Here is a 26159-nt window from a genome sequence, read left to right as displayed (position 1 = left end):
GCCCCGGTCACTTCGCCTTCGACGGGCCGAGGGAGCCGTCGAGCCGCTCCATGAAGCGGGGCCGGTTGCGGTACTTCTCGCGGATCGAGGCGACCAGGGCCGTCCACTCGGGGGTCCGGCCGAGGGCCTGGTAGATCGGCCTGAGCCGGTCGAGGTAGTTCGCGCAGGCCTCGTAGGCCGCGGCGTCGGCCTGGGGGAGGCGGGCGTCGAGGGCGTCCTTGTAGATGGCGAGCGAACGCTCGGGATGCGACCCGGCGACGGCCTCGGCGATCCGGTCGGCGTAGTAGCCGACCCCGTATTCGGAACGGCCCTCGCCGGCCCGCATCCGATCGTAGTAGGCCAGGGCCTCGTCGGGCTTCCCCTCGGCGAGGGCCAGGTCGATCAAGACGTTCCAGCGCGGGGCCGCCGAGGTGCCCCCCCAGGGCCGCTCCAGGAAGGCGACCAGCTCGTCGGGCAGGGGCAGCGGCCAGGCCGGGTCGACCTTCACGCGGGGGCCCGACGGTTCGACGGCCGGCTCGGGCTGCGGTTTCCCGGCCTTGCCCCGGGCGCTGGTCCGCGAGGCCCTGGGTTTGGCCTTGGCGCCGACGACCTCGTAGGGCGTGACGCCCGTCTTGAGGAACCGCAGCGCCCCGGCGCGGACCGTCGACTCGACGCCGGCCTTCGCGGCGGCCTTCATCAGGGCCTGGAACGTGTCGACGTGGGGTTGGTCGAAGAAGGCCCGCGCGGCGTGCGCGGCGACGACGTCCCAGCGGCCTTGCTTCGCCGCGAGGTCGGCGAGGATCTTCGCCAGGTGCGACGCGGTCCCGGGCTCGGAGGCGATCTTGGCGGCCACGCCCTCGCGCGCCCAGTGCTCGGCCTCGACCAGCCGGCCCTCCTCGATCAGGAAGGCGATGAACCACTCGTAGTCGCCCGCGAGCCGGGCCTCGGCCTCGTAGAGCGCCGGCAGCTCGGCCCGGCGGCCGGCCTTCTCCAGCGCCTCGGCGAGCCAGCGGGCGAGCTGCCGGCGATCGTAGCGGGCGCCGTAGTCTTCGGACGTCGGGGCGGGGAGGGCCTTGCGGCGGGCGGCCAGGACGTCGGCGACGGCCGACCAGTCCTCGGCCTCGTACGGCGCCTCGAAGACCGCGTCGGCCGCCTCGCCCACGACGTCGCTCGGGTCGGCCATCGCGGCGTCGATCGCGAACAGCAGGCGGTCGGGCGCGGCGAGCTTCGATCGCGAGACGGCCTCGAAGACGACGGGGAGGCAGCGGTGGAGCCGCTCGATGGTCTCGCCGTCGTCGTCGGCCTTCCCGACCTGGTCGATCCCCTTGCGGATCAGGTCGCGGCCCAGGGCCACGACGTCGTCGGCCCGGCCCAGGTCCAGCAGCCGCTGGAGCAGGCGCTGGGTGGGGCGGTAGTCGGGCAGCTCGCCGGCGCCGTCCCAGTGGTTCCGCCAGGCCTGGATCGAGGTCGTCGCCTTGATCTCGCGGCGGGCCTCGGCGATCAGCCCGCCGGGGTCCAACTCCTGGAGCGCGAGCCGCTCGCGAAGGGCCTCGTAGTCCCTGGCGGACTTCTTGACCAGAGTCCACGCGAGGTCCGCCAGCTCTTCCTGGGGCATCGTCCGCAGATGCTTGCGGATCTTCTCGTCCCACTCCTTCGACGCCTTCTCCGACTTCCTGGGTCGGGCTTCCGGCTCGTCGTCGTAGCCGTCGTCCTCGGGGGCGTCCAGCTCATACCACCGGGGGTCGTCCTCCGAGGCGGCGGGGACCTCGCGCTTGTCGGCCAGGGCCTTGAGGTACTCGACGACCGCGGCCACGGCGTGCTTGCAGGCGTAGCCGACCGGGCAGGTGCACTCCGACTCCGGCAGCCGCCGGTCGCCGGCCCGCTCCAGCCAGACGTGGGTCGCGTAGTCCTCGTTCCCCTCGACGGTCGCCAGCAGGTCGCCGCCCTGAGCGACGCTCAGGTCCTGGACGCGGCCCTCCTCCTGGTACGCCTTGCCGCGCGCGACCGCCTTCTCGCCGGCCCAGCCCTCCAGGTCGGACCATTGCAGCTCGCGCCAGCCGGCCTCGGCCTTCTCGGCGTCTTTCGACCGGGGCGTCGCGGACTTCGATCGCGGCATGATCAGGCTCCTCGCGGATCGCCCGCCCTCATCGCCCCGCGTCGCACGAGGCGCACGCCTCGTCCTTGACGGCCGCCCGCGCGGACGGCTTCGCCTCTTCGGCGGGCTTCGGGGCGTCGTCCTTCCCGGGGAGGTTGGGGACGAGGCTCGGGTCGTACGTGGAGCCGGCCGAGACCTGGACCATGGTGATCCGCATCTTCGTCGGGAAGAACTTCTCGTGGTCGGCCCGCTTGTGGGCGTGGCCCCGGCCGCCGCTGTCGTCCTTGATGACGAGGTCCATCTGCTTGATCCCCTCGGTCCAGACGATCGAGCCGTTCTCCCAGAACTCGGTCATGCGGACGTCCTTCTCGTAGACGCCCTTCTCGGTGTAGATCTGGGTCCCGGTGCAGCCGTAGCCGTTCCCCCGCCCCTTGTTGGGGATGTAGCAGAGCGTCCACGTCGTCGGGGCCCCGCCGGCGGGCTTCTCGATGACCTCGGCCCGGATGTGCACGGTCCCGTTGCGGTAGTCGACGGGCGCGGTCCAGTCCTTGGGGCGATCCTGGTTGATCTTCGTCCCGGTCACGTAGTAGTGCGACTTGCTCGGCTTCGAATTGTCGGCGTCTTCCTTGGTGAAGGTGAACGTCTCGTCGAACAGCACGAACTGGTCCGCGAAGGCCGCGCCCTGCCCCGCGGCCAGCAGCGAGGCCGCCACGAACACCGAGGCGCGGAACCAGGGGCGTAAATTCATGATGCTTCGACTCCCGGATGAACGACGTCCCCGCCGGCCGATTACGCGATTGGAATCGGCCGGAAGTCGCGAGTCCAGGGAATAATCGAAGTTCCGCTTCGCCGGCCTCAGGCCTCGGGTTCGGCCTCGTCGGCGTCGATGTGGTCCTGGGCGTCGGCCTCGGCGACCCCGTCGTCGAGGATGTGGGGCCCCTTGGACAGGCCGTCGGCGGGCGTGTCCAGGGGCTCGCCGTCGGCGGCCTCGAGGACCAGGGCGGTCTCGGGGTCGCCGCCCAGTTCCTCCTCGGGGAGCTTGGCGAGGCTGCTGACGGCGTCGCCCTCGTCGAGGCGGATCAGGCGGACGCCCTGGGTGTTGCGGCCGATGGGGCGGGTGTCGCCGACGCGGGTGCGGATCAGGATGCCGCCGGTGGTCGTGATCATGACCTCGTCGGCGTCGGTCACCTTGGCGATCGCCACGACCCGGCCGTTGCGGTCGCTGGTCTTGATGTCGATCAGGCCCTTGCCGCCCCGATTCTGCGAGCGGTACTCGGAGAGCAGGGTCCGCTTGCCGTAGCCGTTCTCGCAGACGGTCAGCAGGCTGGCCGGGTCCTCCTGGCCGTTGGCGACGATCATGCCGATCACCTCGTCGCCCTCTTCCAGGTTGATGCCCCGTACGCCGTGCGCGGGGCGGCCCATCGAGCGGACGTCGGACTCGTCGAAGCGGACGGCCATGCCCTCGCGGGTGCTCAGGACGACGTGGTCGCCGGCCCTGGTGCGGGCGACGCCGATGAGCTGGTCGCCCTCGTCGAGGCCCAGGGCGATGATGCCGCGGCCCAGGGGCCGCTTGAAGGCGGTCAGGTCGGTCTTCTTCACGGTCCCCCGGCGGGTGACCATCATCAGGCTCTCGTCCTCGCGGAACTTGCGGACGGGGACGATGCCGGTGATCTTCTCGCCGTCGGAGACCTGCAGCAGGTTGACGATCGCGCGGCCGCCCGAGGTCCGCGTGGCCATCGGCAGGTCGTAGACCTTCAGCCAGAAGACCTTGCCGTGGTCGGTGAAGAAGAGCAGGTAGTCGTGCGTGAGCGCGACGAACATGTGCTCCAGGAAGTCGCCGTCGCGGGTGTTGGCGGCGGTGATCCCGCGGCCGCCGCGGCCCTGGGCGCGGTAGGTCGAGGGGGGCTGGCGCTTGATGTAGCCGTCGTGGGTGACGGTGACGACCATGTACTCTTCGCGGATCAGGGCTTCCTTGTCGTAGTCGCCCAGCTCCTCGTCGGAGATCTGGCTCCGGCGGGGGTTGGCGTACTTCGACTTCAGCTCCAGCAGGTCGTCGCGGATGAGGCCGAGGATCACCTGCTCGTCGCCCAGGATGACCTCGTAGCGGTCGATGTCGGTCTTGAGGGCGAGGTACTCCTGCGCCAGCTTGTCGGCCTCCAGGCCCGTCAGGCGCTGGAGCTGCATCGCCAGGATCGCGTCGGCCTGCATGCGGGTCAGGCTGGTGGACGCCTTGGCGTCGGGGTCGTTCAGGGCCCGCTGGAGGATCTGGGCGGAGACCTCGATCGACATCAGGCGGACGCGGGCCTCGGCCGGGTTGGCCGACGACCGGATGACGCGGATGATCTCGTCGATGTGGTGCAGCGCGATCAAGAGGCCTTCGACGATGTGCGCCCGCTGCTTCGCCTGGCGGAGCAGGAACCGGGTGCGTCGGCGGATGACGTTGATCCGGTGCTCGACGAAGAGCCGGAGGAACTCCTTGATCGGCAGCGTCTTGGGCCGGCCGTCGACCAGGGCCAGCATGATGACGCTGAACGTGTCCTGCAGCGGCGAGAACTCGTAGAGCTGGTTGAGGATGACGTTGGGATCCTCGGCCTTCTTCAGCTTCACGACGATCCGCACGGGCTGCTTGCGGTCGCTCTCGTCGACGATGTCGGAGACGCCGGTGATCCGGCCGTTGTTGACCAGCTCGGCCAGCTTCTTGAAGAGCGGCTCCTTGGTGAGCTGGTAGGGGATGTCGCTGAAGACGATCTGCGAGCGGCCGTCCTTCAGCTCCTCGATCGACGACGTGGCGCGCAGGACCACCCGGCCCCGGCCGCTGCGGTACGCCTCCTTCACGCCCATCCGGCCGCAGATGACGCCCCCGGTGGGGAAGTCGGGCGCGGGCAGGACGTCCATGATGTCGTCGAGCTCGATCGCCGGGTCGTCGATGTAGGCGACCAGGGCGTCGCAGACCTCGCCGAGGTTGTGGGGCGGGATCGACGTCGCCATGCCGACGGCGATACCCCCCGAGCCGTTGACGAGCAGGTTCGGGAACTTGCCCGGCAGGACGCGGGGCTCCTGATATTTCTCGTCGTAGTTGGGCTGGAAGTCGACCGTGTCGTAGCCGATGTCCTCCAGCATCTCGGCGGCGACCGGGCTGAGCTTGGCCTCGGTGTACCGCATGGCGGCCGGCGGCAGGCCGTGGATGCTGCCGAAGTTCCCCTGGCCGGTGATCAGCAGGTGCCGCATGTTCCACCACTGGGCCATGCGGGCCAGGGTGGGGTAGATCGAGTTGTCGCCGTGGGGGTGGTACCGCTTCATCGTCTCGCCGACGATGCCCGCGCACTTGCTGGTGGAGGAGCCCGGGTTCAGCCCGAGGTCGCGCATGGCGACCAGGATCCGCCGCTGCGAGGGCTTCAGCCCGTCCCGGACGTCCGGCAGCGCCCGGCTGATGATGACCGACATCGCGTAGTTGAGGTAACTCTCTTTGAGCTCCTCCTCGATGTCCAGCGGCTGGGGGGCGAGCGGCGCGTTGGTCGGCAGTTCGGCGGTACTCACGGCGGTTTCGTTCCCTCGTCAAAGCCCGATCGACGCACCCACGCGCGCACGTCGTCGCAAGGGCCGTTCCATAACCTGGATTTTACCCGAAACGGCCCCTCCCCCGCAACCGCGAGAGGCCGCTCCCGAACGCCTTTAAGTGCCAATCGGGCAAGACGTTTTCGACGACGCCGCGAACGCCCGCGAGGCCCCGCCGACCCGCCTCCCGGAGGGCGGCCCGGGAGGCCGAAGCCGGCCCCGCGCGGCGCGTCGGTCCCGCGCCGGCCCGCCTCGAAAACCCCATAAGCAAAAGCTTGATAACTCAAGGAATTGCTGTTAGTAGTGTTGGATGATTTCATCGACCGTCGGCGCGGACGGTGCGAGCGCGGGCGACCTGCGGAGCCGAGCCACGGCCTGGTCCCCTCATCCCCAACACGGACGCGTCGAGGATGATGCGGCCCGGCGCTCCGGAGCGGCCGTCGCGGTCGTGAGCCTCCGAACGCGCCGGCTCGCCGAAACCGTCCCCGCCATACCGTCGCGGCAGGGGTCATCGAACCGGGCGGCGCGCATCCTTGGCCTCGTACCCCAAGACGCGGCCGCCTCCATCTCGCCTGGGAGTTTCGCCATGCTTCGTCATCTGGGTCGGGTCGCATTTCTGGCCGCGGCGTTCGCCTGCCTCGGGGGGCCCGCACAGGCCCAGTACCGCTATCCGGGCGGATACGGCGGCTGGGGCGGCTGGGGCGGGGGATCGACGGTGGGCGGCGACGCGGCCCGCGGGATGGGCGTGTACGCCGCCGGCGCGGGGGCCTACAACGAGCAGACGGCCGAGGCCCGCTCGATCAACGCCAACACCGCGATGCAGGTCAACGAGTACATGTATCAGGTCAACAAGAACAACGCCCGCGAGTACTACGGCCGCTCCCAGCGGGAGCAGAAGGAGGCCAGCGCGTCCGGCGAGACGACCTACCGCCGGATCCACGACAATCCCAGCCAGCACGACATCCAGACGGGCGACGCCCTGAACGCGGTCCTCGACGACCTGCTGAACCCCGCGGTCCCCTACCAGGCGGTCATGGGGGCCCCCCAGCCCGTGGACAGCCGCCTCGTGAAGAACATCGTCTTCCGATACGCCGCCAACATGATCGCGATCAGCCTGGAAGACCTCAGCGCCAACGGCGTGCCCGACGTCCTGCTGACGAACCCGGCCTTCCAGGTCGAGCGCGACGCGCTCCGCGCCCAGGTCGCGAAGGCCCGCAAGGAGGCGAAGGAAAGCGACGAGATCTCGCCCCAGACGCTCGCGGACGCCCGCGTGAAGATCCAGGCCCTCCAACAGAAGGTCGCCCTGGTGCTCGCCGAAGGGTCGAAGGATCGCAAGGAGGCCGACAACTTCCTGAAGGCCCTCTACGGGATCACCAAGATGCTCAAGACGCCCTCGGTCGACCAGTTCCTCAAGGGCCTGGACCGCTACCCCACGACGACGCTGGGCCGCGTGTTGAGCTTCATGAGCAGCTTCAACCTGCGGTTCGGCGTGGCCCAGACGCCCGATCAGCAGGTGGCCTACACGCAACTCTTCCCGATGCTGGCCCAGCTTCGCGACCAGGTGCAGGCCCCGGACTCGAACCCGTACGCCGCTCAGGCCGCCAAGCCGGACCCCAAGAAGGTGACGGCCTACTTCTCGGGGATGAGCTTCAACCACTTCGGCCCCCAGCCCGACCCCCACGCCGCGCCCGTGCCCCCCGCGCCCCAGCCGGCGCAGCCCTGATCTCGCCGCAGCCCGGCGCGTCCGCCCCGCGGCGAGCGCGCCGGGCGGCCCTTCAGGGCCTCGGCGCGGTCAACTCGTCGAGGATGGTCGGCATCCCCTTGCGGTTGGCGAACGTCCCGTGGCACTCCACCGCCTGGGTCGCGTACGCCGCATGACTCGCCTTCAGCAGCCCGTGCAGCTGCGGGAGCCGGTAATGCGGCACGCCCGGGAACAGGTGGTGCGGCAGGTGCATGTCCTGGCCGTAGACGAAGACCGCCCAGCGCGTGAACGGGTCGACGACGAAGACGCGCGTGTTCGTCAGCCGGCCGTCGTCGGCGTTCGTGTGCTGATAGACGTCGCGCAGGAGCATGAAGTAGAAGAACGACGTCGACATCGGCAGCATCCACAGCAGGATGAAATAGGTCGTCGACCGCCCGTCCGTCGCCCCATGGAGCAGGCCCAGGGCCGCGAGGCACCAGGTGTAGTGGACGAGCCTCAACATCCCTTCGTGACGAGCGGAAATCGGCTGCCGCAGCGAAGAGGCCAGGAACGCCCGCTCGGGCAGCGCCGCACCGACCGCGAGGACGAGGAACGTGCCCGCGAGGCCCAGATAAATGTTCCAAATGGGCCGATCCGCCGCGGCGACAGCCCCCCATGCGGCGAAGGTGGCGACGACGTAGGCCCAGCCGAGGGTCGTCCCGAGCCGAGAGGGGTGGCGACCCGGTTCGGCCGTTCCCGCGGCGGGTCGGTCCTCCGGCCGGCCCAGGACGGTGACGTCGACGTAGTCGTGCTGGTACTTCAGGAAGGCCAGCGGGTCGGTGAGCGGCCGCAGGTAGAACTCCCGGATGAAGCGGCCCCGGGTCATCGGGAACTGGTCGACCCGCTTGCTCTCGCCCAGCAGCACGAGGTCGGGATCCCGCTCCGGGTCGTTGGTGTAGCGGTGGTGCGCCAGGTGGAAGGCCCGGTAGAGCCGGACCGTCGCCAGGATCGGGAACATGCAGAAGAGGTCGCCGACCAGGTCGTTCCAGGTCTTGTTCTTCAAGAGCGTGTAATGCGAGGCCTCGTGTCCCAGGCCGGCCAGGCGATGCTGGAGGCCGCCGATCAGCACGATGGCCGCCGCCACGACCGGGACGTCCCACGCCCAGGCCAGCCCCCAGCCCTCGCGCCGCTCGCAGAAGAGGACCGCCGCGCCCGCCACGACCGCGACGCCGAGGTATTCCTTCGCGAGGAACGCCAGGTTCGTCACGTTGTCGAGCGACCGAAGACGCATGATCCGGGCGTTGAGCCCCGGGTCGTTGAAGGCGGCGCCGTGTGAAACTTCGTCGTTCATCCTGCGGTCCTTGCGCCCGAGCCGCCTGCGGCCGGGTCGCTGAGAAGCCGCCGACGGGGTCGTCCCGCCGGCGTCGAGGGGGATGGGACCAGCGGCGCTGATCGCGTCGGGTGGCGTCGCGCCGGACGGAGCCGACCCGCATCGCGGGGATGCGGGCCGGCCGGGGACGTCCGGGGGTGTACGGCGGATCGGCTCGACATGGGGCCGGTCGTCAATTCCTCGGGGAGTCGTCCGGCCTCACGCCGTAGAGCAGCGAGAGGCTCGGGAAGGTCGGGTTCGACTCCACCGCCGTCTGGAAGCCGCGGCGATGCAGGGAGCGTCTCATGTCGCGGATCGCCTCGTCGCCGCCGTGGACCTCGATGACGACCTGGCGGATCTTCGGCCAGTCCTCGTCGTCGAGACCCGCCAGGATGGACTGCTCGCTCTGCTCCGCGTCGACCTTCAGCAGGTCCACGCGGCAGATGCCGTGCTTGCGCAGGACGCCCGACAGGGTGGTCAGCCCGCAGGTCACCTTGTGCTTCTTCAGATAATACTTCCGGACCCGCTCCGCAAGGGCGACGCGGATCCACGAAGGGCACAGCGACAGCAAGGCGGCCCAGGGGCGCGGGAGCGTGCGAAAGCGCTGGAGGATGTAATCCCGGCCCATGAGCGCCGCCCGCGACGATTCGTCCGGGAACATGGTCGAGGCGTTGGACATCCGCGGGTAATACGTGAAGGCCGCCCTCCCCGCGCTCTGCGAGAGGCCGACGTTGAACAGGCTGACGGTCAGGTGATTGTGCCGCTCGATGTTGCGGCTCAGCACCTGGAAGGTGGCCGGCAGGGGCTCGAACGCATACACGCGGGCGTCGGCGAGGATGGAGTTCAGGTAGAGGATGAACAGGCCCGTATTGGCCCCCACGTCGAGGATGCAGTCGCCGTCGTGGATCGCGACGCCGCCCCGGCGGTAGCAGTCGTCCTCGAAGATGTCGCGGTAGACCATGAGCGTGTCGTCGACGCCGAGGCTGTCGACGGCCATCCCGTTGGGGAGGCGGACCGAGCAGTGTGCAGCTTGCCTCGGCGAGACCGCGACGGAATCCGACATGGGGACCTGATCCTCGGAAGGCGGCGATGGAGAGAGTGTGCTTTGATGGGACATGCCCTCGGTCCGATGCAAATCTGAAACCAATCGTCCCGGGCACCCCCGAACTCTCCCGAAGCGGGATCGTCGGAGTATGCGTCAATCCGCGTGCGGGGACGGGGCGCTCTGGGGGATCTTCCTGCTCTTCCATGGCAGCCGACCTCGAGGATCTGGCTGATCAGCCGCGCCAGGCGGCGTACTCGACGGCCGTCTCGTAAGCGGCGTTGAGCCGGACCATCGCCATGTGGTCCCCGCCCCGGTCCGGGTGCATCTGGACGGCCATCCGGCGGTAGGCGGCCTTGATCTCGGCCATCGAGGCGGCGCTGGGGAGGCCGAGCGTGGCGAACGCGGAGGACGAGCCGCCCGAGTTCCAGAAGGCCGCGCGCGCCCTCTCCCTGGCCTGCTCCTCCTCCCGGGCGTGCCGGCGCAGGGCCTCGTCGGCGTACTCCGCGACGCCGCCGGTGGACGCGCCGAACCGGAAGAACTTGGCCCGCGCCTTGCGATCCTTCAGCACGTCTTCCGCGTGGACCGCCCACGACTCGACGTGCTCGCGGAGCCGGGGGTCGGTCGCGATCCGCGCCAGGAAGGCGGCCTCGGCTTCTTCCCGGGACCCGAACTCCCCGAGGTGGAGGATGATCCGGCTGCGGATCCGTTGCTTCGGCCGGTGCAGCTCCACGACGACCCAGATGACCCGGTCGTCCTGGTTCTCGGCCATCAGCAACATCGCCACGATCCCCTGCGGTGAATGAACGCCCCCGGAAAAGCCTAACGCAAGGCGTCCGGGACGGGGAAGCGGAGATCGCGCCCGCCGCCGACTCCCTGGGAGCCGAGGACCCGAAGACCGGCCTCCGCTCGGCGGGGCGGAGCGGGTATCCTGGGGCTTCGGCGTGCAGGAACGCCGTGACCCGCGACGAAGGAAGGGATGACTTGGGACTCCTCGATCGACTCAGGCAGTGGTCCGAGATTCAGAAGGTTCGACCCGCCGAGGAGTCGGCGGGCGTGACGGGCGGGCGGGACGGCGAGCTCCTGGTGAGGGAGCTGGTCGGGTCGTCAGGCCGGTTCAAGGACGCCCACCTCCTGGCCGGCCGTCGCATCCCCTCGAAGCGGCAGGGCCGGCGGCGCGAGATCGACCTGATCGTCTGCACGCCCGCGATGATCCAGCTCATCGAGGTGAAGAACTGGTCGGGGCGGTTGACCATCCGGGACGGGACCTGGCTCCAGACCCGGCGCGGCGGGGACGTCGTCGATCACGGCGACATGATCCGCGAGAACGGGCTCCGGCGGGACGCCGTGGTCGAGTACCTGCGCGATCGCGGGCTCGTCCTCGACGAGCAGGTCGTCCGGGACCACATCGCCGCGAAGGTCGTCTTCACGAACCCGAACCTCGAACTCGCCCCGGAGGTCGAGGCCCGTCCGGACGTGGTCTCCCGGCGGGAACTCGACGGCGAACTCGGGCCGCCGGGCCGGAAAGGGCTCGCCGAGCGGATGTTCTCGTCGCTGGTCGAATTCTGCCTGAATTCGGTGGCGAGGTCCGGCGACGCGGCCGGGCGGATCCCCTCCGACCTCTATGAAAAGATCGTCTCCCACCTCGCGGAGGTCCAGACCTGGGACGAGCTTGGCTATTACGGCTCGCAGGTGGTCACCGGCGACGTGGTGGCGCTGAACATCGGCAAGGAGAAGTACCGGAAGCCGCAACTGACCGAGATGGCGGGCGGCTCGCCGATCCAGCTGCGGTGGACGCGAGGCCGGTTCTGGGGGCTGGTGAAGGCCGTGACCGGGCTCGGCTCCCTCGGGAGCGTTACTCTTGGGAAGCACCGCCTGGAGGTGTCGACCGCCGACACGGTCATGTTCCACGCCGTCGGCGACGTCGAGCCCAGGCCTCGCAGGTTGGTCGATCTGAGCCGGATCGTCCTGGGGTAGCGGCGGGGACGTCGTCGAGGCATCCGGGTCACGGGCTGCACGAAGGCCCCGCCGCGTCGACGCGGCCCCCGAGCAGCTTCCGGTTCAACGTCCCGCCGCTGAAGAGCAGCTCGTCGAGCGCGGATTCGACGTCCTCGAGCCCGATCCGGCTCGACCCGCCCCGCTCCAGGTGGAACTGGGCCGTGCGTCGCATCAACTCCTTGATGAACGAGGCGCTCACGCCCTCGGTCCGCTTCACGATCGCGTCCACGACCTCGTCGGGCGTCTCCATGCCCCGGGCGTAGAGCCGGACCAGCTTGGCGCGACCGTCGTCGTCGGGCAGCGGGAACTCGATCGCCTGGTCGACGCGGCCCGGCCGCGACGCCAGCGCGGCCTCCAGCGCCTCGGGGCGGTTCGTCGTCAGGATGAAGAGGATCTCCGAGTCGGGCTTCAGGCCGTCCATCTCGTTGAGCAGCTTGTTCAGCATCACCTCTTCGCACGGGCTGTTCATCGTGGTGCGGTCCCTGGCGATGAGGTCCACGTCCTCGATCACCACGATGCTGGGCTGGAGCAGCCGGGCGAGCGCCATGTACTCGTCGAGCAGGCCGACCTGCTCGGCGGTGATCATGAGTGTGGTGTGGCCCGCCAGCGACCCGGCCAGGTAGTGGATCGTGTGCGTCTTCCCGGTCCCCGGCGGCCCGTAGAACAGCAGGCCCTTCTTCGTCGCCAGCCCCAGGGCCGAGAGCCGCGAGCGGAGGCCGACGAACCGCGTCACGTTCCGCTCCAGGAGGTCGAGGGTGCTGGGCGGCAGGATGACCTGGTCCCGGTCCACCGAGGCCAGCTTGTGGACCAGGATGCCCGACGTCCGGCCCGAGTACCGTTCGCCCGCCTCCAGCGAGAGGATCTTGCCCCGGTACGACTCGGCCCGCTGGACGGCGTCTTCCAGCCGCTTGAGGAAGCCCTGCGAGGCCCGGAAGCCCTGCGGGTCGTTGGGCGTGGCGACCTGGATCCGCAGCGTCTGGACCCGGTGGAACTGGGTGCTCTGCTCCAGGAAGACGGCGAACCTCGCGCCTTCGGCTTCGAGCAGCCACAGGCCGTTCTTCAGGCAGCGGACGGGATGCTCCTCGCCGACGTCGACCTCCTCGTAGAGCGGCGGGACCGACTGGACGGGGTTGTTGCGGTCGCGGATCAGCAGCTCCGAGAAGCTGATCCCCTCGAAGGCGTGGGGCTTCCTGACCCCGCAGAAGAACGAGACGACCGCGCCGTCCCGCAAGACCTGATCGACGGCCCGCTGCAAGTCGGCCCGGACCCGGAGGGGGAACGGCCTTTCCGTGATGGTGAGGTCTTCCACCGCCGTCGGGTCGAAGTGGGACTGGAGCAGGGCGTGGATCTGGGGCTTACGCTCGGTCACGCTCATCGTCGATCCTCCGGTGGGTTCCTCGTCGCCGAGCCGCTCCGCCGCGTCGTGGTCGGCCTCCGCCAGGTCGTCCCGGCCCAGCGCCTCCCGGGCTGCGGCGCGGCCCTGGTACGCCCTTGCATGGTTCGGGTCGAGGCGGATCACCTCGCCGAAATCGGCGGCGGCCCCCTCGTAATCCTCGGCCGCCAGCCGGACCTCGCCGCGATGGAGGTGGGACGAGGCGTCGGCCGGGCCGAGCCGGACGACCTCGGTGTAATCGGCGATCGCGGCCTCGAGGTCGCCCTCGGCGTAGCGCGCGTGGCCCCGGTTCCGGTAAGCCTCCGCGAAGGCCGGATCGAGGGCGATGGCCCGGTCGTAGTCGGCGACGGCGGCGCGAAGGTCGTCGTCGACGTGCAGGGCCGCGCCCCGGCCGTTGTACAGCCAGGCCGCCCGCGGAGCCGCGGCGATCGCCCGGTCGAAGTCGGCGACCGCCCCGGCGAGGTCGCCCATCGCATGACGAGCGGCGGCCCGCCCGCCGAGGGCGTCGGCGTCGTCGGACTCACGTCGGATCGCCTCGTCGAAGTCGGCGAGCGCCCCCGCGAGATCGCCCTGGACCTGCCGCGCCCGGCCCCTGACGACGAGGGCCCGAGCGTCCCGGGGATCGTCGCCTGAGGCGTCGGCGGCGCTCACGTCGACCTCGACGTCGGGCGATTTTTCGCGCCCCGCCGGCCTCACGATCGAGGCCCCTTCGATGGTCCGTCGGGCGATCTTCCGGCCTCGACCATCGCTTCCTCCATCATCCCGGCGATCGCGCGCGAATCCTCGTCCGGCCGCGCGGCCAGGGCCCGGATCACCTTTCTGCGACGGCCCTCCGGGTGGTTCTGCGAGAGCTTCCACTTGCCCTCCAGCCGGGTGATCTCGATGCGGAACCCCACGATGGCCCTGAGCATCATCTCGACCTGCGGGTCCGCCTCGTCGAACCGCCAGGGCTCGGGCCTCGGGCCCTCGTAGGTCGCGACCGACCGTCGCAGGACGTCCAGGAGGCCTTCCCGATCCTCGACGAGGCGGAAGACGCCGTAGGCGTGGACGGCGGCGTAGTTCCAGGTCGGGACGGTCCCCGCCTCCTCGTACCACGACGGCGAGACGTAGGCGTGCGGCCCGGAGAAGACGGCCATGACCTCGCCCTCGACAAGTCGCCACTGCGGGTTGGCCCTGGCCATGTGCCCGATCAGCCGGCCGCGCGGGCCGGCGTCCGCGTCGAGCAACAGCGGCAGATGGCTGGCGACCAGCCCGCCCTCGCCGTGCGAGGTGAGGAGGGCGAAGCCGTGCCGCCTCATGAAATCGTTCAGCCTGGCCGCGTCGGTCTCGGCGAAGGAGGCGGGGACGTACATGGCTCGATCGATCCCTCCGTCGCGCCGATCATCGCTCGTAATGGTCGCGCCCGACGCCGTCGAAAGCAGCCGGCGTCGCGGCAGCACTTCTTGAACAGGCGACCGCTGCCGCAGGGGCAGAGGTCGTTGCGGCCGAGCTTCTCGCTCAGCTCCTTGTCGCCGTGGACGACCCGGCGGCCGCGCTTGACCTGGGCTTCGCTGAGGATACCCCCTGCGACGCTTGGACATCACCTCGAAAGCAGGGCGCTTCGTCGAAATCGGGCCGCATGGCACACCTCCTTCGGATGGTGCAAACTCGCCGGGACGATCGGACCACGGAGGAGGACATCGACGGGGTCGACGAGGTTCGGATTCACTCGACGATCGTTCGGTCGCCGTCGTTGGTCGTCAGCGCCCGCTTCAGCGGGCACGCGTCGTCGACCGGCTCGCCGCGACGGTACCGCTGCAACAGCTCCTGGGAGCGGCGGGCGAACATTCGGCGGACCTCTCGCCGCGCGCCCTTCTTCTTCGGGATCGCCATGCCGTCGTAGCCGGTGGTCCGGTGCCGCAGCCAGGCGATGACGGCGGCCTCGGCCCGCTGCTCGACTGGGATGCGCTCCGTCCGGGCGACCGTGCCGCTGCCGACCGGCGTGGCATGCTCGGCGACGGCCAGGGCCAGCCGATCGGCGACGTCGGCGTGAGCGGGATCGAAGCCGAGGAACGCCGTCACGGCCCCGCGGAAGTCTTCGACGTAGGCGGCCTGGACGTCGTCGCGGCGGCGGGCGTCGGCCTGCCTCCGACGGGCGTAGGCTTCGGTGGACCGCTCGGCGTCCAGCTCGGCCCGGATCCGGTCGATGGTCGCCGACGCCGCCCAGACGCCGCGGGAGAACACCTTCCGGCCGCGCTTCTCCTGCACGACCCAGTGATCGCCGGCGGCCTTCACCCGGCGAGTCAGCCCGGGGTCGCCGGGAGGGAGGAGCGACCATCCCTCCGGCGCGGCGTGGACCCGGCCGTCGGCGGTCCGGACGGTGTCCGGGGTCGGCCCGGGGCCGAAGGTGTGATCGTCCATGAGTCTTCCGCCCGTCCCGTCCCGCCGCCCGCGAGATCCCTCGTCACTTCTTCGACGCCTCGTCCAGGAACGCGAACACCGCCTTCGTCGCCGCGTCGCCCGGCGCGCCCAGGTCGGCGTTGATCGTCCCGTGGTCCTTGCCCTCGGCGGGGAAGGCCGTCGCCGGGACGCCCGCCCCCTTCAACGCCTCGACGAGACGATTGGATTGCTTCGTGGTCTCGGGATGGCCCGCGACGTGGAGGATCAGGAAGGGCGGGACGCCCTTGCCGGAGGCGACGTGCGCGATGGGCGACAGGCGCCTCTGGCTCGCCTCGTCGCCGAACTTCCGCCGGTAGCTCTGCGCCCGACGGTCCTCGACGGTCGCCACCTGCAACGGCACGTCGTAGGTGTCGCCGTCGACCGGTACGCAGCCCTTGAGCATCGCCGGCGAGAGCCCCTCGGCCTCCAGGTAGCGGAGGTCCGTGCAGAGGAGGGCGGCGAGCTGGGCCCCGGCGGAGTGGCCCATCACGAAGACCGCGTCGGGGTCGCCGCCGTACTCTCCGGCGTGGTCGCGGACGTGGCGCAGGGCCTTCGCCAGGTCGCCGGCCATCTCGTCGATCGTCGCCTCGGGGATCAATCGGTAGCCCGCCGAGACGAAGACGCAGCCCCGATCCACGAACGCCTGGGGCTTCACCTGCACCTCGGCCTTGTCGCCCGCCTGCCAGCCGCCTCCGTGGATCCAGAAGACGATGGGATGACGATCTCCGTCGGCCGGCGCGAACACGTCGAGCGTCTGCCGAGGGTTCGTCGTCCCGGCGTAGGCGACGTCGCGACGGACCCGCGGGCCGGGCGTCGCCGCCGAGGCGACCTTTTCGCCCGGCTTCAGCTCGCGGATGCGGACGTCGCGCCAGCGGACCTCGTACGGCCCCTCGCCCTTGGCGATGCCGTGGACCTGCAGCCCGATGAGGCCGCGCTCGTCCTTCCCGTCCCGGAAGTCGCTGGCCGGCGCGCCGTTGATCCACGATCGGTAGCGGTCGCCCTGCACGACGATCCGGTAGCGGTTCCAGCCGTCGTCGTCGAAGGCGGCCTTCGCCGCCGGCTCGATCTCGGCCAGCCACTGGCCCCGGCGGCCCTCGTCGTAGAACCGTCCCGCCGTGCCGGTCTCCTTGCGGGCGACCTCGCACTGGGGGCCGTAGACGACGCCCGCCCGCTGGCGGTTCTCGTGGCTGCGGACCTGCACGCCCGAGTTGAGCCGGGGGTCGCAGCGGACCTCCAGCTCCAGCACGAAGTCCTTGAAGTCCCCCTTGCAGAGGAAGGTGTTCGGGCTCCCCTCCACCGTCTTGCCGACGATCGCCCCGCCCTCGACCCGGTACTCGGCGCGACCGCCGTTGACCTTCCAGCCGTCGAGCGACTTGCCGTCGAAGAGCGGAGTCCAGCCCCCGTCCTCGGCGCGGCCGGTCGCCCCCGGGGCGGCGAATGCGAGGATCAAGGCCGGGATGAGGAGCAGGCGTCGCGTCATGGTCGGGCTCTCCGGTTCCTGGTCGGGTCGTTCCGGGCGAGGATCGCCCCGATTGTGTCGCCCCCCGCGACCGCCGTCAAAGGGGCGGCGCCCAGCCGGCGCTCCTCATTCTTTCTTCGCGGCCGGCGGCCGGAAGCCGCGTTCGACGGCGTCGTTCGGGTCGGTGGAGACCGGGCCGTCGCGCCAGAGCCAACGCATCATGTCGGGCAGGATCGCGCCGCCGAACTTCTGTCCGTGGCCGTTCATGCCCCAGGCGTAGTTCACGTCGTAGCCCTTCTGCGTCAGGGCCTTCATCAGACGGACGTTCTGGAGGAACCAGTCCCGCTTCTCGTCGTACTTGCCGCCGCGGAGGCCGCGGTTGTCGTTGCGGCCGTCGCAGAGGTAGACCCGGATCGGCTTCTTGTCGGCCTCCATGACCTTCTCCGGATAGACGTGACCGCCGCGCAGGTCCACGAAGCTGCCGACGTTGCTCAGCACCTTGCGGAAGTGGTCCGGCCGCTCCCAGGCGACGGTGAACGCCGCGATGGCCCCCGAGCTCGACCCGCCGATGCCGTGCATCTCGGGGTCGTCCGAGATGGCGAAGTCCTTCCGCAGGGCCGGGGTCAGCTCCTCGGTGATCACCCGCGCGTACCGGTCGTCGAGCGAGTTGTATTCGGTCGGCCGGTTGGTGTCGCGGTCGCCCCAGTTCCGGGGGGTCGGCTCGGGCTGGTCGGGCCGTCGGCCCGGGTTGATGAAGACGCCGATCATGACCGGGATCTCGCGCCGGTAGATCAGGTTGTCCATCACGTTCTGGGCCCGCATGTCGCCCTTCTCGTCCTTGAACGCCTGGCCGTCCTGGAAGACCATCAGGGCCGCCGGCGCGGCGGGATCGTACTGCGCCGGGACGTAGACCCAGTACGTGTGCTGGGTGCCCGGGTAGGCCTGGCTGGGGAGGGTGTACGGCCCGCGGATCTCCCCCTTCGGGACGCCCTCCTGGGGGAGGGAGTCGGGCCCCAGCCGGTACTGGGAATCCGGGCTCGGCGGCGACGGGCCCTTCTCCTGGGCGAGGGCCGAGGCCGCCAGGGCGCCGAGCCAGGCCGCGCAGACGATCGCTTTCCCCATCCCACGACTCCCCGGCTGAAGGAATACCTGGACCTCGCGCCGCTGGCGCGGACGCCGTCGGTCCAGGGTATTCGGCCGGCGTCGGTTTCGCCAGGAGTCGGACTTCGGCGGCGCGGCTACGGTCGAGGGGCGGCCTTCCGCAGGTCGTCGTAGCTCATCCCCGAGAAGAAGCCCTGGATCCAGCTGCTCGCGGAGCCGGGGAGGCTCGTGATCGTCGCCATGACGCCCGTGGGCGGGCTGACCTCGTCTCGCAGTGCGACGAGCTGGCTGTGCAGGGCGTTGTAGTGGACGCGCTGCGTAGGGGTCGACGCCACGCCGAAGCGCAGGTTGAACGCGTTCATGAAGGTCAGGAGTTCGCCGAGGGTCGCGTCGGGTCGCCTGTCGGCGCCCGCCGCGAGCGACTCGATGTTGGGGGCCTTGAGCATGACGACCAGGCCGTGCAGGGCCTTCAGGTAGCGGTCGGCCTGCTTCTGGTCGAGGCTGCCGCGAGGCAGGATCGCGGCGGCCGTCCCCTCGGCGTCGTAGATGGCGTCCAGCAGTTTCCGGACGGTCGCGGGATCGGCCGCCTCGTTCTCGTCGACCTGGGCGAGGATCTGCAGGTCGAGGGCCTTGATCGCCTCGAAGTCCTTCGCGAACTCGGGCCTGAGGAGGGGCGCGGGCAGGGCGTCCGTGGCCAGCTGGTGCAGGCCGATCGTGATCATGGCGGCGTTGTACCGGAACGGGATGTTCCGGATGACGTCGCCGCCGACCCGGACCGTCGCCGCGCGGAGGGCCTTGGCGTAGATCCGGGGATTGTTGATCTCGTCCAGGGCGGCGTTGAGCGCGTCGCCCTGGGTGACGTCGCGCGGCGTGGGCTGATCCCGCAGGCGCTTCTGGGCGTCTTCGAGGCGTTCGGTGTTCGCCTCGCGCCGCTGCGCCATCCTCCGGAGCCGGGCCTGGTTCGCGAGCCTCTGCGACTCGAAGACGTAGTCGTTCCAGCGCATGACCGTATCGACGTTGATCGAGTCGGCGATGGCGGTCTGCTTGTTGTAGAAGCCGGCCCCCTGCGCGAACGTCCCCAGGCCCCGCGCCTGGTCTCCCGCCACGGTCGCTCCGCCTCCCCACCCCCCCCAGCCCCAGTCGCCGAACCCGCCGGGGAAATCCCACTGCGCGCGGGCCGGCTCGCCCTGCATCGCCGCGAGGGCGAAGACCAGCCAGGCGACCGCCAATCCGGATCGATTTCGCATCGTGATTTTCTGCTTTCTCGGTGTTTTCCGCGATGGGGGACGCTGCGGCGCGTCCGCTCAGGCGAGGATCTCGACCTCGCCCGAGGCCAGGTCGTCGACGCCGCCGACGACCTTGGGGCCGCCGGACTTGAGCTTCCCCGGGAGGACCGGCCCCATGATCCCGAGCTGGCCGACGCGGCGCCGGACGTTCGCCTTGATGACGACGTCGAGCTTGTCGCCGGGCGTCGACCAGGGCCGGCTTGATCAGTTCGACCCGTCCGTTCATCGAGCCGGGCGGCGAGTCCTCTGCGTCGACGTGCTGGACGGCCGCCTTGACCGCGGACTGTAACGCGCGTCGAAACGGCCGGTAAAGGGTCATCCCCTCCCGGACCGAACCGACGACCGTATGTTCGACGACGCGCGGCGATCCATGCGGGGCGTCGACCCGACGCCCCCGGTCGATCGCCCCGCGTCGCAGTCGGTCTGTGTTCAGGGGGCCGCTTGCGGCTTCGCGGCCGGGACGGGCGTGGTCGCGACGGCGTTCACCCGGTTGCGGAACGAGGCGACCGCGTACCAGATCATGTCCAGGTCTCCCCGCAGGTCGATGCGGGCGGCCTTCGCCCTCGCGTCCGTTCGGGTCTCCCCGCTGTAGACGTTCTCCAGCAGGGGGGACGACCACACCCCCTCGCGGTCGTTCCCGGGCAGGTAGACGGGCTGCTCCAGGCTGATCGGCCGGGTCAGGAACAGCTTGCTGGCGAACGGCGTCGCGACGGCGGTCAGCGGATAGCGGCCCAGGTTCTCCCAGTCGCCGATCCGCACCGGCTCGGCGAGCTTCAGCCCCTGGGATCGGTACGCCTTCTCCGTGAGTTCGACGCAGTAGAAAGCGGCGTCGTCGGGCCGGAACTCGAAGTCGAAGGGGAGCTGTCGCTCGAACTGCTCGCGGCAGTAGCCGAGGATGCCGGCGACGTGCTTCCGGTGCTCGGCCCTGAGCCGCTTGACGCCGAGGTCGCCCACGCAGTCGAGCATCCAGACCTCGAACGGCTGGCGCTGGACGCCGTCGGACGAGCAATCGTAGACCACCGGCGAGCCCTCTTCCAGCGCGACGATGCCGGTGTGGGAGAAGCGGCTGCCCGTGGCGGCGGAGATGAACCGACTGAGCGGGAACGCGCCCCCCAGGGCCTTCGCGTCGCCGAGCCGGAAGACGACGTCCCCGTCCCGGAGCACGGCCTTGCCCCAATCCGCCCAACGGGTCATCGCCGGGTTGGTCGGGAGCGGCGGAAGTTCTCCGGTCGACCGGGCGCGGGTCGCCGCCGGCCCCCAGAAATTCCCCCGCCACGTCGCCGGCTTCATCCAATCCGTCGTCTCCGCGGCATCCTTCCCGGCCATCCCGAACGCGGCGATCAGGCAGTAGAACCACGTCATGGCGAAACTCCCGCTGCGAGGTCTCGTATCGAGCCGACGCCCGGCCCTGTCAGGGGGTTATCACCATCGACGAACCGAACGGACGTCGGCCCGCGACGGATTTTCCGGGCGAGGCGTCCGACGAGGGGAGACGCCGGCGGGCGATCGGATTTCGTCCGATCGGGTCCCGCATGGAGATGAATGCGGTGAGCATGATCGGCAAAGACGAACCACGAGACTCGGAAGGAGAGAAAGATGGATCACGCCAGGCGGGCCGGCGGTTGGGCGGCCCTGATGACCCTGCTCTCGCTTTGCACGCCCGCCCCCGAAGCCGCCGCCACGGAAGACGCGGCCGCGGTCGCCCCGAGGGCCGCGCCGTCGAACGCGCCCGACGACGTCGAGTCGTTCGCGGCCTACCGGAGCGATCGCTCGAACCAGGAGGTGCAGACCTGGGGCCAGTACCGGGGCTGGGTCCGGACCTTCTACGACGGCAACATGATGTCGGACGGCTGGCGCAAGTTCGGCGAGGTGACCGTGGGCGCGGTGAAATCGGAAGCGGCCCGGCAATCCGTCGCCGCGCAGGTCGCCGAGCTGGGCAGGATCATCGGCCATGAATGGGCCAAGGATTCGAGCGTCCGGAAGATCTCCACCACCGACCTGAGACGCTGGAACGAGATGATCGCCTCCGCCCGACGCAGCGACGACGGCAGCGGGGGGCGGACCCTCGACGCCCTGCGAGCGGTCCGAAGGACGGCCGAAGATCGGTGCCGGCGCGGTTGAGCCGCGATCCGGCCCGGATGGCGAACGCCGAGCCGCCCTTGCCCGGCCCACGAGTCGGTGGACAATGGAACGTCGGGCGGGCTCGCGAGGAAGACCGGAGTTTGGGACGGCCATGCACATCCTGATCGTCGACGACGAGCCGAACATCCGGCGCACCTTGCGCGCGACCTTCGAAGCGGTCGGCCACGCCGTCGAGGAGGCGGGCTCGGGGGCCGAGGCGCTCGAACTCGTCGGCCGGCGGTCCTTCGACGTGGCGTTGGTCGACGTACGCCTCGGGGACGAATCCGGCCTGGAACTCCTCGAGCCGCTCCTGGGCCAGACGCCCCGGCTGGCGATCGTCGTCATCACCGCCTACGCCTCGATCGACTCGGCCGTGCAGGCGATGCGGCGCGGGGCCTTCGATTACCTGCCCAAGCCTTTCACCCCCGCCCAGGTCCGCGCCGTCCTGGAGCGGGTCGCCCGGGTGCGAGGTCTTCGCGACCGCGTCGCCGACCTTGAAGAGCGGGTCCGGGCCGAGATCCCCGAGGCCGAGCTGGACAGCCCCGATCCCTCGATGCGGCGGGCCTTCGACCTGGCGCGTCGGGTGGCCCCCGCCGACGCGGCCGTGCTGCTGCGCGGCGAGAGCGGGACCGGCAAGGGCGTGCTGGCGCGGGCCCTGCACGCCTGGAGCGGGCGGGCCGACGGCCCGTTCGTCACGGTGAGCTGCCCCAGCCTCAATGCGGACCTGCTGGAAGGCGAGCTGTTCGGCCACGTGCGGGGGGCCTTCACGGGCGCCGTCCGCGACGCCGCCGGCAAGGTCGCCGCGGCCGAGGGGGGCGCCCTGTTCCTCGACGAGGTGGGCGACCTGCCCACGCCGCTGCAGCCCAAGCTGCTCCGGTTCCTCCAGGAGAAGAAGTACGAGCGGGTGGGCGACGCCAAGACCCGCGCGGCCGACGTACGCCTGATCGCCGCCACCAATCGCGACCTCGAGGCGGCCGTCGCGGGCGGCTCGTTCCGCGAGGACCTCCTCTACCGCCTGAACGTCGTCGAGATCACCCTACCGCCGCTCCGCCGTCGCACCGACCTGCTCGACCTGGCGGACCACCTCCTCGGCTTCTTCGCCCGCCAGACCGCGCGTCGCCTGGATCGCTTCACCCCCGAGGCGCGCGCGGCGCTCGCCCGCCACCCTTGGCCGGGCAACCTCCGCGAGCTGCGAAACGCCGTCGAGCGGGCGGCGATGCTGGCCGAAGGGCCGGAGATCGGCCTGGCCGACCTCCCCGAGCGGATCGCGATCCCGCCCGCCGACCCGGCCCACGTCGCCGTCGAAGTCGGCGCGCCGATCAGCCTCGAACGGCTGGAAGTCGAGCACATCCGCCGCGTGACGGCCGCCGCCCCCAGCCTCGAAGCGGCCGCGCGGATCCTCGGCATGGATCCGAGCACCCTGTATCGCAAGCGGAAGCAATTCGGGATCTGAGCCGATCGGCCGCCGCGGCGGCGGGCCGTGCGATCTGCACGAGCGGCCTTGCATTTTGCACGGCCGCCCCTCGGGCGCCCCCCGTGCAACGCCGGGCTGAATCTTCCGCAACTTGAATCCAAGACGAGCCTTATGATGCACATGCGGGCAGCGGCACGAGCCTTGCTTTTGATGGGCCCAAGGCGTGAGGGTCCCGGCCGTCCCCGAGGAGCCGATCCTCGACGCGTCGAAGGGTGTTGCGATCACCCGGCATCGATGGGAATGGAAGCTATTATGTCTACGATCTACGAACTCCGCGCCGATCGCGATGCGGCGATCTTCGCCGTGCCTTACAGGGCCATGAAGCGGCGCCGGCCGGCCCGGATCCCGGACGGCGCGATCGTCGAGTCGGTCCCGCCCGATCAGCTCGCCGAGGCTCCCCCCGTGCTCCCGGGCCTCTTCGAGGTCGCCCGCAGCGGCGAGCCGGCGACGATCCATCACGTCAACCTGGGCCTCGTCGCGGGCTACCTACGCCTGGCGGGAGTCTTCTTCCTGCCGGGGGGCGAAGTCGCCGCCGTCTACGGGGCGAAGGCGGTCCCGATCGGCGCGCCGCTCCCGGCGAGCCTCTAAATCAAGATTGCCTCTCGACTCCAGGCCCGCCGCGGCGACGGACGTCTTACGACCATGCTCACGACGCTCAGATCGAAGCTGCTGCTGGGGATCGCCCCCTTGTTGGTCGCCATGTTCGGCATGGGGCTCTGGGCGGTCGTCATGTTCCAGCGCCTCGGCGGCGACATCGACGTCATCCTCCGCGAGAACTATCGGAGCGTGCTGGCGTCCCAGCGCATGAAGGAGTCCCTGGAACGCATGGACTCGGCCCTCCTCTTCGCGATCGGCGGGCAGGAGGAACGGTCCCGCGAGCAGTTCGCCCAGTCGCGGCCCGCGTTCGAGGAGAACCTGGCGATCGAGCGGGGCAACGTCACGCTCCCCGGCGAAGGGGAGCTGGCGGACGGGCTCGCCGACCTTTTCGCCCGCTACCTGGAGCTGACCGCCCGTTTCTACGATCGGCCCGCGGCCGACGTCGCGACCCGAACGGGGTTCTATTTCGACCAGGTGCTGCCCGTCTTCGACCAGATCAAGGACAAGGCGGATGACGTCCTGGACCTGAATCAAGCGAACATGGAAGCGATGGACCGCCGGGCGCGGGCGTCCGCCGCGACGTCGGCCCGCTGGATGGTCGTGCTGCTCTGCGGGTCGGCGGCGGTGGCGACCCTCGTCGCCCTGCTCTTGACCCGGTCGCTTTTAGGCCCGATCCGCGCGGTCACTCAGGCCGCCCGGGCCATGTCCCGAGGCGACCTCGAACAGGTCGTGCCGGTCCTGTCCCGCGACGAATCGGGCGAGCTGGCCGAGACCTTCAACGGCATGGCCCGCCGCATCCGCGAGTTCCAGGAGGCGGGGACCTCGAAACTCCTGCGCGCCCAGAAGACGGCGCAGGCGACGATCGACTCGTTCCCGGATCCGGTCGTGGTCGTCGATCCGTCGGGGGAGGTCGAGCGGGCCAACCCGGCCGCGCGCCGGGTGCTCGGCCTGCCGCCGGCGGGCGACGAGCCGCAGCCCTGGAACCCTCCGCCGCAGTGCCGGGCCCCGCTCTTCGAGGTGCTCAAGGGAGGCGCCGACCACCTGCCCACCGGCCTGGAGTTCGCCTTCTGCCTCCGCGACGACGGGCAGGAGCGGTTCTTCCTGCCGCGCGTCCTGGCGATCCGCGGCGAACTGGGGCCCCTGGGCGCCGCCGTGGTCCTCCAGGACGTCACCCGATTCCGCCTCGTGGATCAGCTCAAGAGCGACATGGTCGCCACCGTCAGCCACGAGTTGAAGACCCCGCTGACCAGCATCCAGATGGTCGTCCACCTCCTGCTGGAGGAGGCCGTCGGCCCGCTCTACCCGAAGCAGGTCGAGCTGCTGCTGGCGGCGCGACAGGATTCGGACCGCCTGCTGGCGATGCTCAACGACCTCCTCGACCTGGCTCGGATCGAACAGGGGAGCGTCCGGCTCGACCTGCGGCCCGAGACGTCCGACGAGCTGGTGGGCCGGGCCGTCGAGCGGTACGAGGCCAAGGCTCGGGACGCGGGGATCTCCCTCGAAAGCCGCGTCGCGCCCGGGCTCGCCCCGGTGCTCGTAGATCGCGAGCGGATCGACCACGTCTTCGACAACCTGATCGGCAACGCGCTGGACCACACGGGCCGGGGCGGCTCGGTCCGCGTGGCGGCCGAGGCCGACGACGGCTCCGTCGAATTCGCCGTGACCGACACGGGCGAGGGCATCCCGGCCGACCACCTGCCGAGGATCTTCGAGAGGTTCTACCGGGTGCCGGGCTCGCGCGTCGGCGGCGGGGTCGGCCTGGGCCTGGCCATCGCACGCGAGATCGTCGCCGCGCACAGCGGCCACATCGAGGCCGCCAGCGAACCGGGCCGAGGCAGCACCTTTACGGTGCGCCTGCCCGCCGCGTCGCACGAGGAGGGGAGGCCGAGATGAGCGATTCGCGACGCATCCTGATCGTCGAGGACGAGCCCAACGTCAGGCTCGTCTTTCGCACGGCGCTCGTCTCGAACGAGTACGCCCCGTCGACGGCCGAGGACGCCGAGAGCGCCCTGCGTTGGCTGAAGGAGCAGCCGGCCGACCTGGTCCTGCTCGACCTCCAGATGCCCGGCATGGGCGGGATGGAATTCCTGCGACGGCTCCGCGACGCGGGGATGGACGTCCCCGTGGTGATCGTGAGCGCCCACGACCAGGCGCCCAACGTCGTCCGGGCGATGCGCCTGGGGGCCATCGATTTCGTGCCCAAGCCGGTCACCCCCGAGGCCCTTCGTCGGGTCGTCGCCGAAGTCCTCATGCGGGCCGACAGGGCCGAGGCCCGGGCCGGGCCCGCGCCCCGGGTCGAGCCCGGGCCGGCCGTCGAACCGGCTGCGGAGGCGTCGGCCGACGCGTTGACGCGGGCCAAGGCGGCCCTGAACCGTCGGGCGTTCAACGACGCCGAAGCGGCCCTGCGGCAGGCCGTCGGCGTCGATCCCCATTGCGCCGAGGGGCATTACCTGATCGGGGTCTTGCACGAATTGCGAGACGAGCGGCACGCCGCCTATTCGGCCTACCGGGCCGCCGTCGTGGCCGACCCCGAGTTCGAGCCGGCCCGGCTGCACCTGATGAAATATTACGACGACAAGGTGATGTGAGGG

At 70.4% G+C, this 26159-nt stretch carries 21 protein-coding genes; 7 read left to right on the top strand and 14 right to left on the bottom strand.

Annotated elements, in window-relative coordinates:
• Positions 1-7: 7 nt before the first annotated feature.
• From PZE19_RS28710 to gyrA, 3 genes are all read right to left on the bottom strand, one after another.
• Positions 8-2095, bottom strand: a complete 2088-nt coding sequence (locus tag PZE19_RS28710; RefSeq protein WP_277864035.1) for an SWIM zinc finger family protein — start codon at positions 2093-2095, stop codon at positions 8-10.
• A 28-nt stretch (positions 2096-2123) separates the two neighbouring features.
• Positions 2124-2822: a hypothetical protein gene (locus PZE19_RS28705; RefSeq protein ID WP_277864034.1), complete on the bottom strand. Its 699-nt coding sequence runs from the start codon at positions 2820-2822 to the stop codon at positions 2124-2126.
• Between the two features lie 107 nt (positions 2823-2929).
• The gene (gene gyrA, locus PZE19_RS28700; RefSeq protein WP_277864033.1) at positions 2930-5611 is read right to left on the bottom strand and encodes a DNA gyrase subunit A; all 2682 of its coding nucleotides are present in this window, start codon (positions 5609-5611) and stop codon (positions 2930-2932) included.
• A gap of 604 nt (positions 5612-6215) precedes the next feature.
• Between gyrA and PZE19_RS28695 the strand changes: the two genes are divergently transcribed.
• Positions 6216-7352: a hypothetical protein gene (locus PZE19_RS28695; protein ID WP_277864032.1), complete on the top strand. Its 1137-nt coding sequence runs from the start codon at positions 6216-6218 to the stop codon at positions 7350-7352.
• 52 nt (positions 7353-7404) lie between these two features.
• Here the strand turns inward: PZE19_RS28695 and PZE19_RS28690 are convergent, their stop codons facing one another.
• The 3 genes from PZE19_RS28690 to PZE19_RS28680 all read right to left on the bottom strand — a co-directional run bounded on the left by PZE19_RS28690 (position 7405) and on the right by PZE19_RS28680 (position 10502).
• The gene (locus PZE19_RS28690) at positions 7405-8661 is read right to left on the bottom strand and encodes a fatty acid desaturase family protein (protein ID WP_277864031.1); all 1257 of its coding nucleotides are present in this window, start codon (positions 8659-8661) and stop codon (positions 7405-7407) included.
• Between the two features lie 211 nt (positions 8662-8872).
• Positions 8873-9742 (bottom strand): FkbM family methyltransferase, encoded by an 870-nt coding sequence (locus tag PZE19_RS28685; RefSeq protein WP_277864030.1) that lies wholly within the window; start codon positions 9740-9742, stop codon positions 8873-8875.
• A 214-nt stretch (positions 9743-9956) separates the two neighbouring features.
• Positions 9957-10502: a J domain-containing protein gene (locus PZE19_RS28680; protein WP_277864029.1), complete on the bottom strand. Its 546-nt coding sequence runs from the start codon at positions 10500-10502 to the stop codon at positions 9957-9959.
• A gap of 203 nt (positions 10503-10705) precedes the next feature.
• Between PZE19_RS28680 and PZE19_RS28675 the strand changes: the two genes are divergently transcribed.
• Positions 10706-11698, top strand: coding sequence for a nuclease-related domain-containing protein (locus PZE19_RS28675; RefSeq protein ID WP_277864028.1), 993 nt, complete (start codon positions 10706-10708; stop codon positions 11696-11698).
• Between the two features lie 28 nt (positions 11699-11726).
• Here PZE19_RS28675 and PZE19_RS28670 read toward each other — a convergent pair whose 3' ends face one another.
• From PZE19_RS28670 to PZE19_RS28640, 8 genes are all read right to left on the bottom strand, one after another.
• Complete coding sequence (locus PZE19_RS28670) at positions 11727-13763, bottom strand: tetratricopeptide repeat protein (protein WP_277864027.1); 2037 nt, start codon at positions 13761-13763, stop codon at positions 11727-11729.
• A 41-nt stretch (positions 13764-13804) separates the two neighbouring features.
• On the bottom strand, positions 13805-14464 hold the full coding sequence (locus PZE19_RS28665) for an FMN-binding negative transcriptional regulator (RefSeq protein ID WP_277864026.1): 660 nt from the start codon (positions 14462-14464) through the stop codon (positions 13805-13807).
• Positions 14419-14613 (bottom strand): SEC-C metal-binding domain-containing protein, encoded by a 195-nt coding sequence (locus PZE19_RS33270; RefSeq protein WP_368411392.1) that lies wholly within the window; start codon positions 14611-14613, stop codon positions 14419-14421. Before PZE19_RS33270 ends, PZE19_RS28665 begins: the two co-directional genes overlap by 46 nt.
• Before the next feature lie 203 nt (positions 14614-14816).
• Positions 14817-15512 carry a DUF2293 domain-containing protein gene (locus PZE19_RS28660; protein ID WP_277864025.1) on the bottom strand — a complete coding sequence of 232 codons (696 nt, stop codon included), beginning with the start codon at positions 15510-15512 and terminating at the stop codon, positions 14817-14819.
• A 43-nt stretch (positions 15513-15555) separates the two neighbouring features.
• Positions 15556-17010: a 3-keto-alpha-glucoside-1,2-lyase-like domain-containing protein gene (locus tag PZE19_RS28655; protein ID WP_277864024.1), complete on the bottom strand. Its 1455-nt coding sequence runs from the start codon at positions 17008-17010 to the stop codon at positions 15556-15558.
• Positions 17011-17115: 105 nt separating this feature from the next.
• A complete protein-coding gene (locus tag PZE19_RS28650) occupies positions 17116-18111 on the bottom strand; it encodes an alpha/beta hydrolase (RefSeq protein WP_277864023.1) in 996 nt (331 codons plus the stop codon).
• Between the two features lie 116 nt (positions 18112-18227).
• Positions 18228-19337 carry a hypothetical protein gene (locus tag PZE19_RS28645; protein ID WP_277864022.1) on the bottom strand — a complete coding sequence of 370 codons (1110 nt, stop codon included), beginning with the start codon at positions 19335-19337 and terminating at the stop codon, positions 18228-18230.
• 468 nt (positions 19338-19805) lie between these two features.
• Entirely contained in the window at positions 19806-20738 is a 933-nt protein-coding gene (locus PZE19_RS28640) for a YiiX/YebB-like N1pC/P60 family cysteine hydrolase (RefSeq protein WP_277864021.1), read from the bottom strand.
• 234 nt (positions 20739-20972) lie between these two features.
• Between PZE19_RS28640 and PZE19_RS28635 the strand changes: the two genes are divergently transcribed.
• The 5 genes from PZE19_RS28635 (at position 20973) to PZE19_RS28615 (ending at position 26156) form a co-directional block, all read left to right on the top strand.
• Positions 20973-21497 carry a hypothetical protein gene (locus PZE19_RS28635; protein ID WP_277864020.1) on the top strand — a complete coding sequence of 175 codons (525 nt, stop codon included), beginning with the start codon at positions 20973-20975 and terminating at the stop codon, positions 21495-21497.
• A 112-nt stretch (positions 21498-21609) separates the two neighbouring features.
• A complete protein-coding gene (locus tag PZE19_RS28630; RefSeq protein WP_277864019.1) occupies positions 21610-22950 on the top strand; it encodes a sigma-54-dependent transcriptional regulator in 1341 nt (446 codons plus the stop codon).
• Positions 22951-23223: 273 nt separating this feature from the next.
• A complete protein-coding gene (locus PZE19_RS28625; protein ID WP_277864018.1) occupies positions 23224-23559 on the top strand; it encodes a hypothetical protein in 336 nt (111 codons plus the stop codon).
• Positions 23560-23613: 54 nt separating this feature from the next.
• Positions 23614-25461: a sensor histidine kinase gene (locus PZE19_RS28620; protein WP_277864017.1), complete on the top strand. Its 1848-nt coding sequence runs from the start codon at positions 23614-23616 to the stop codon at positions 25459-25461.
• A complete protein-coding gene (locus tag PZE19_RS28615) occupies positions 25458-26156 on the top strand; it encodes a response regulator (protein WP_277864016.1) in 699 nt (232 codons plus the stop codon). Before PZE19_RS28620 ends, PZE19_RS28615 begins: the two co-directional genes overlap by 4 nt.
• Positions 26157-26159: the final 3 nt, after the last annotated feature.

This window comes from Paludisphaera mucosa, assembly GCF_029589435.1.
Classification (GTDB): domain Bacteria; phylum Planctomycetota; class Planctomycetia; order Isosphaerales; family Isosphaeraceae; genus Paludisphaera; species Paludisphaera mucosa.
The sequence above is the reverse complement of the archived record's forward strand: the minus strand, read 5'-3'. Positions and strand labels throughout refer to the sequence as shown.

Bases quoted from the DNA above. Each gene is read 5' to 3' on its own strand.
- PZE19_RS28710 (WP_277864035.1), bottom strand. From the start codon at position 2,095: ATGCCGCGATCGAAGTCCGCGACGCCCCGGTCGAAAGACGCCGAGAAG.
- PZE19_RS28705 (WP_277864034.1), bottom strand. From the start codon at position 2,822: ATGAATTTACGCCCCTGGTTCCGCGCCTCGGTGTTCGTGGCGGCCTCG.
- PZE19_RS28695 (WP_277864032.1), top strand. From the start codon at position 6,216: ATGCTTCGTCATCTGGGTCGGGTCGCATTTCTGGCCGCGGCGTTCGCC.
- PZE19_RS28690 (WP_277864031.1), bottom strand. From the start codon at position 8,661: ATGAACGACGAAGTTTCACACGGCGCCGCCTTCAACGACCCGGGGCTC.
- PZE19_RS28685 (WP_277864030.1), bottom strand. From the start codon at position 9,742: ATGTCGGATTCCGTCGCGGTCTCGCCGAGGCAAGCTGCACACTGCTCG.
- PZE19_RS28680 (WP_277864029.1), bottom strand. From the start codon at position 10,502: ATGTTGCTGATGGCCGAGAACCAGGACGACCGGGTCATCTGGGTCGTC.
- PZE19_RS28665 (WP_277864026.1), bottom strand. From the start codon at position 14,464: ATGTACGTCCCCGCCTCCTTCGCCGAGACCGACGCGGCCAGGCTGAAC.
- PZE19_RS28660 (WP_277864025.1), bottom strand. From the start codon at position 15,512: ATGGACGATCACACCTTCGGCCCCGGGCCGACCCCGGACACCGTCCGG.
- PZE19_RS28655 (WP_277864024.1), bottom strand. From the start codon at position 17,010: ATGACGCGACGCCTGCTCCTCATCCCGGCCTTGATCCTCGCATTCGCC.
- PZE19_RS28650 (WP_277864023.1), bottom strand. From the start codon at position 18,111: ATGGGGAAAGCGATCGTCTGCGCGGCCTGGCTCGGCGCCCTGGCGGCC.
- PZE19_RS28645 (WP_277864022.1), bottom strand. From the start codon at position 19,337: ATGCGAAATCGATCCGGATTGGCGGTCGCCTGGCTGGTCTTCGCCCTC.
- PZE19_RS28640 (WP_277864021.1), bottom strand. From the start codon at position 20,738: ATGACGTGGTTCTACTGCCTGATCGCCGCGTTCGGGATGGCCGGGAAG.
- PZE19_RS28635 (WP_277864020.1), top strand. From the start codon at position 20,973: ATGGATCACGCCAGGCGGGCCGGCGGTTGGGCGGCCCTGATGACCCTG.
- PZE19_RS28630 (WP_277864019.1), top strand. From the start codon at position 21,610: ATGCACATCCTGATCGTCGACGACGAGCCGAACATCCGGCGCACCTTG.
- PZE19_RS28625 (WP_277864018.1), top strand. From the start codon at position 23,224: ATGTCTACGATCTACGAACTCCGCGCCGATCGCGATGCGGCGATCTTC.
- PZE19_RS28620 (WP_277864017.1), top strand. From the start codon at position 23,614: ATGCTCACGACGCTCAGATCGAAGCTGCTGCTGGGGATCGCCCCCTTG.
- PZE19_RS28615 (WP_277864016.1), top strand. From the start codon at position 25,458: ATGAGCGATTCGCGACGCATCCTGATCGTCGAGGACGAGCCCAACGTC.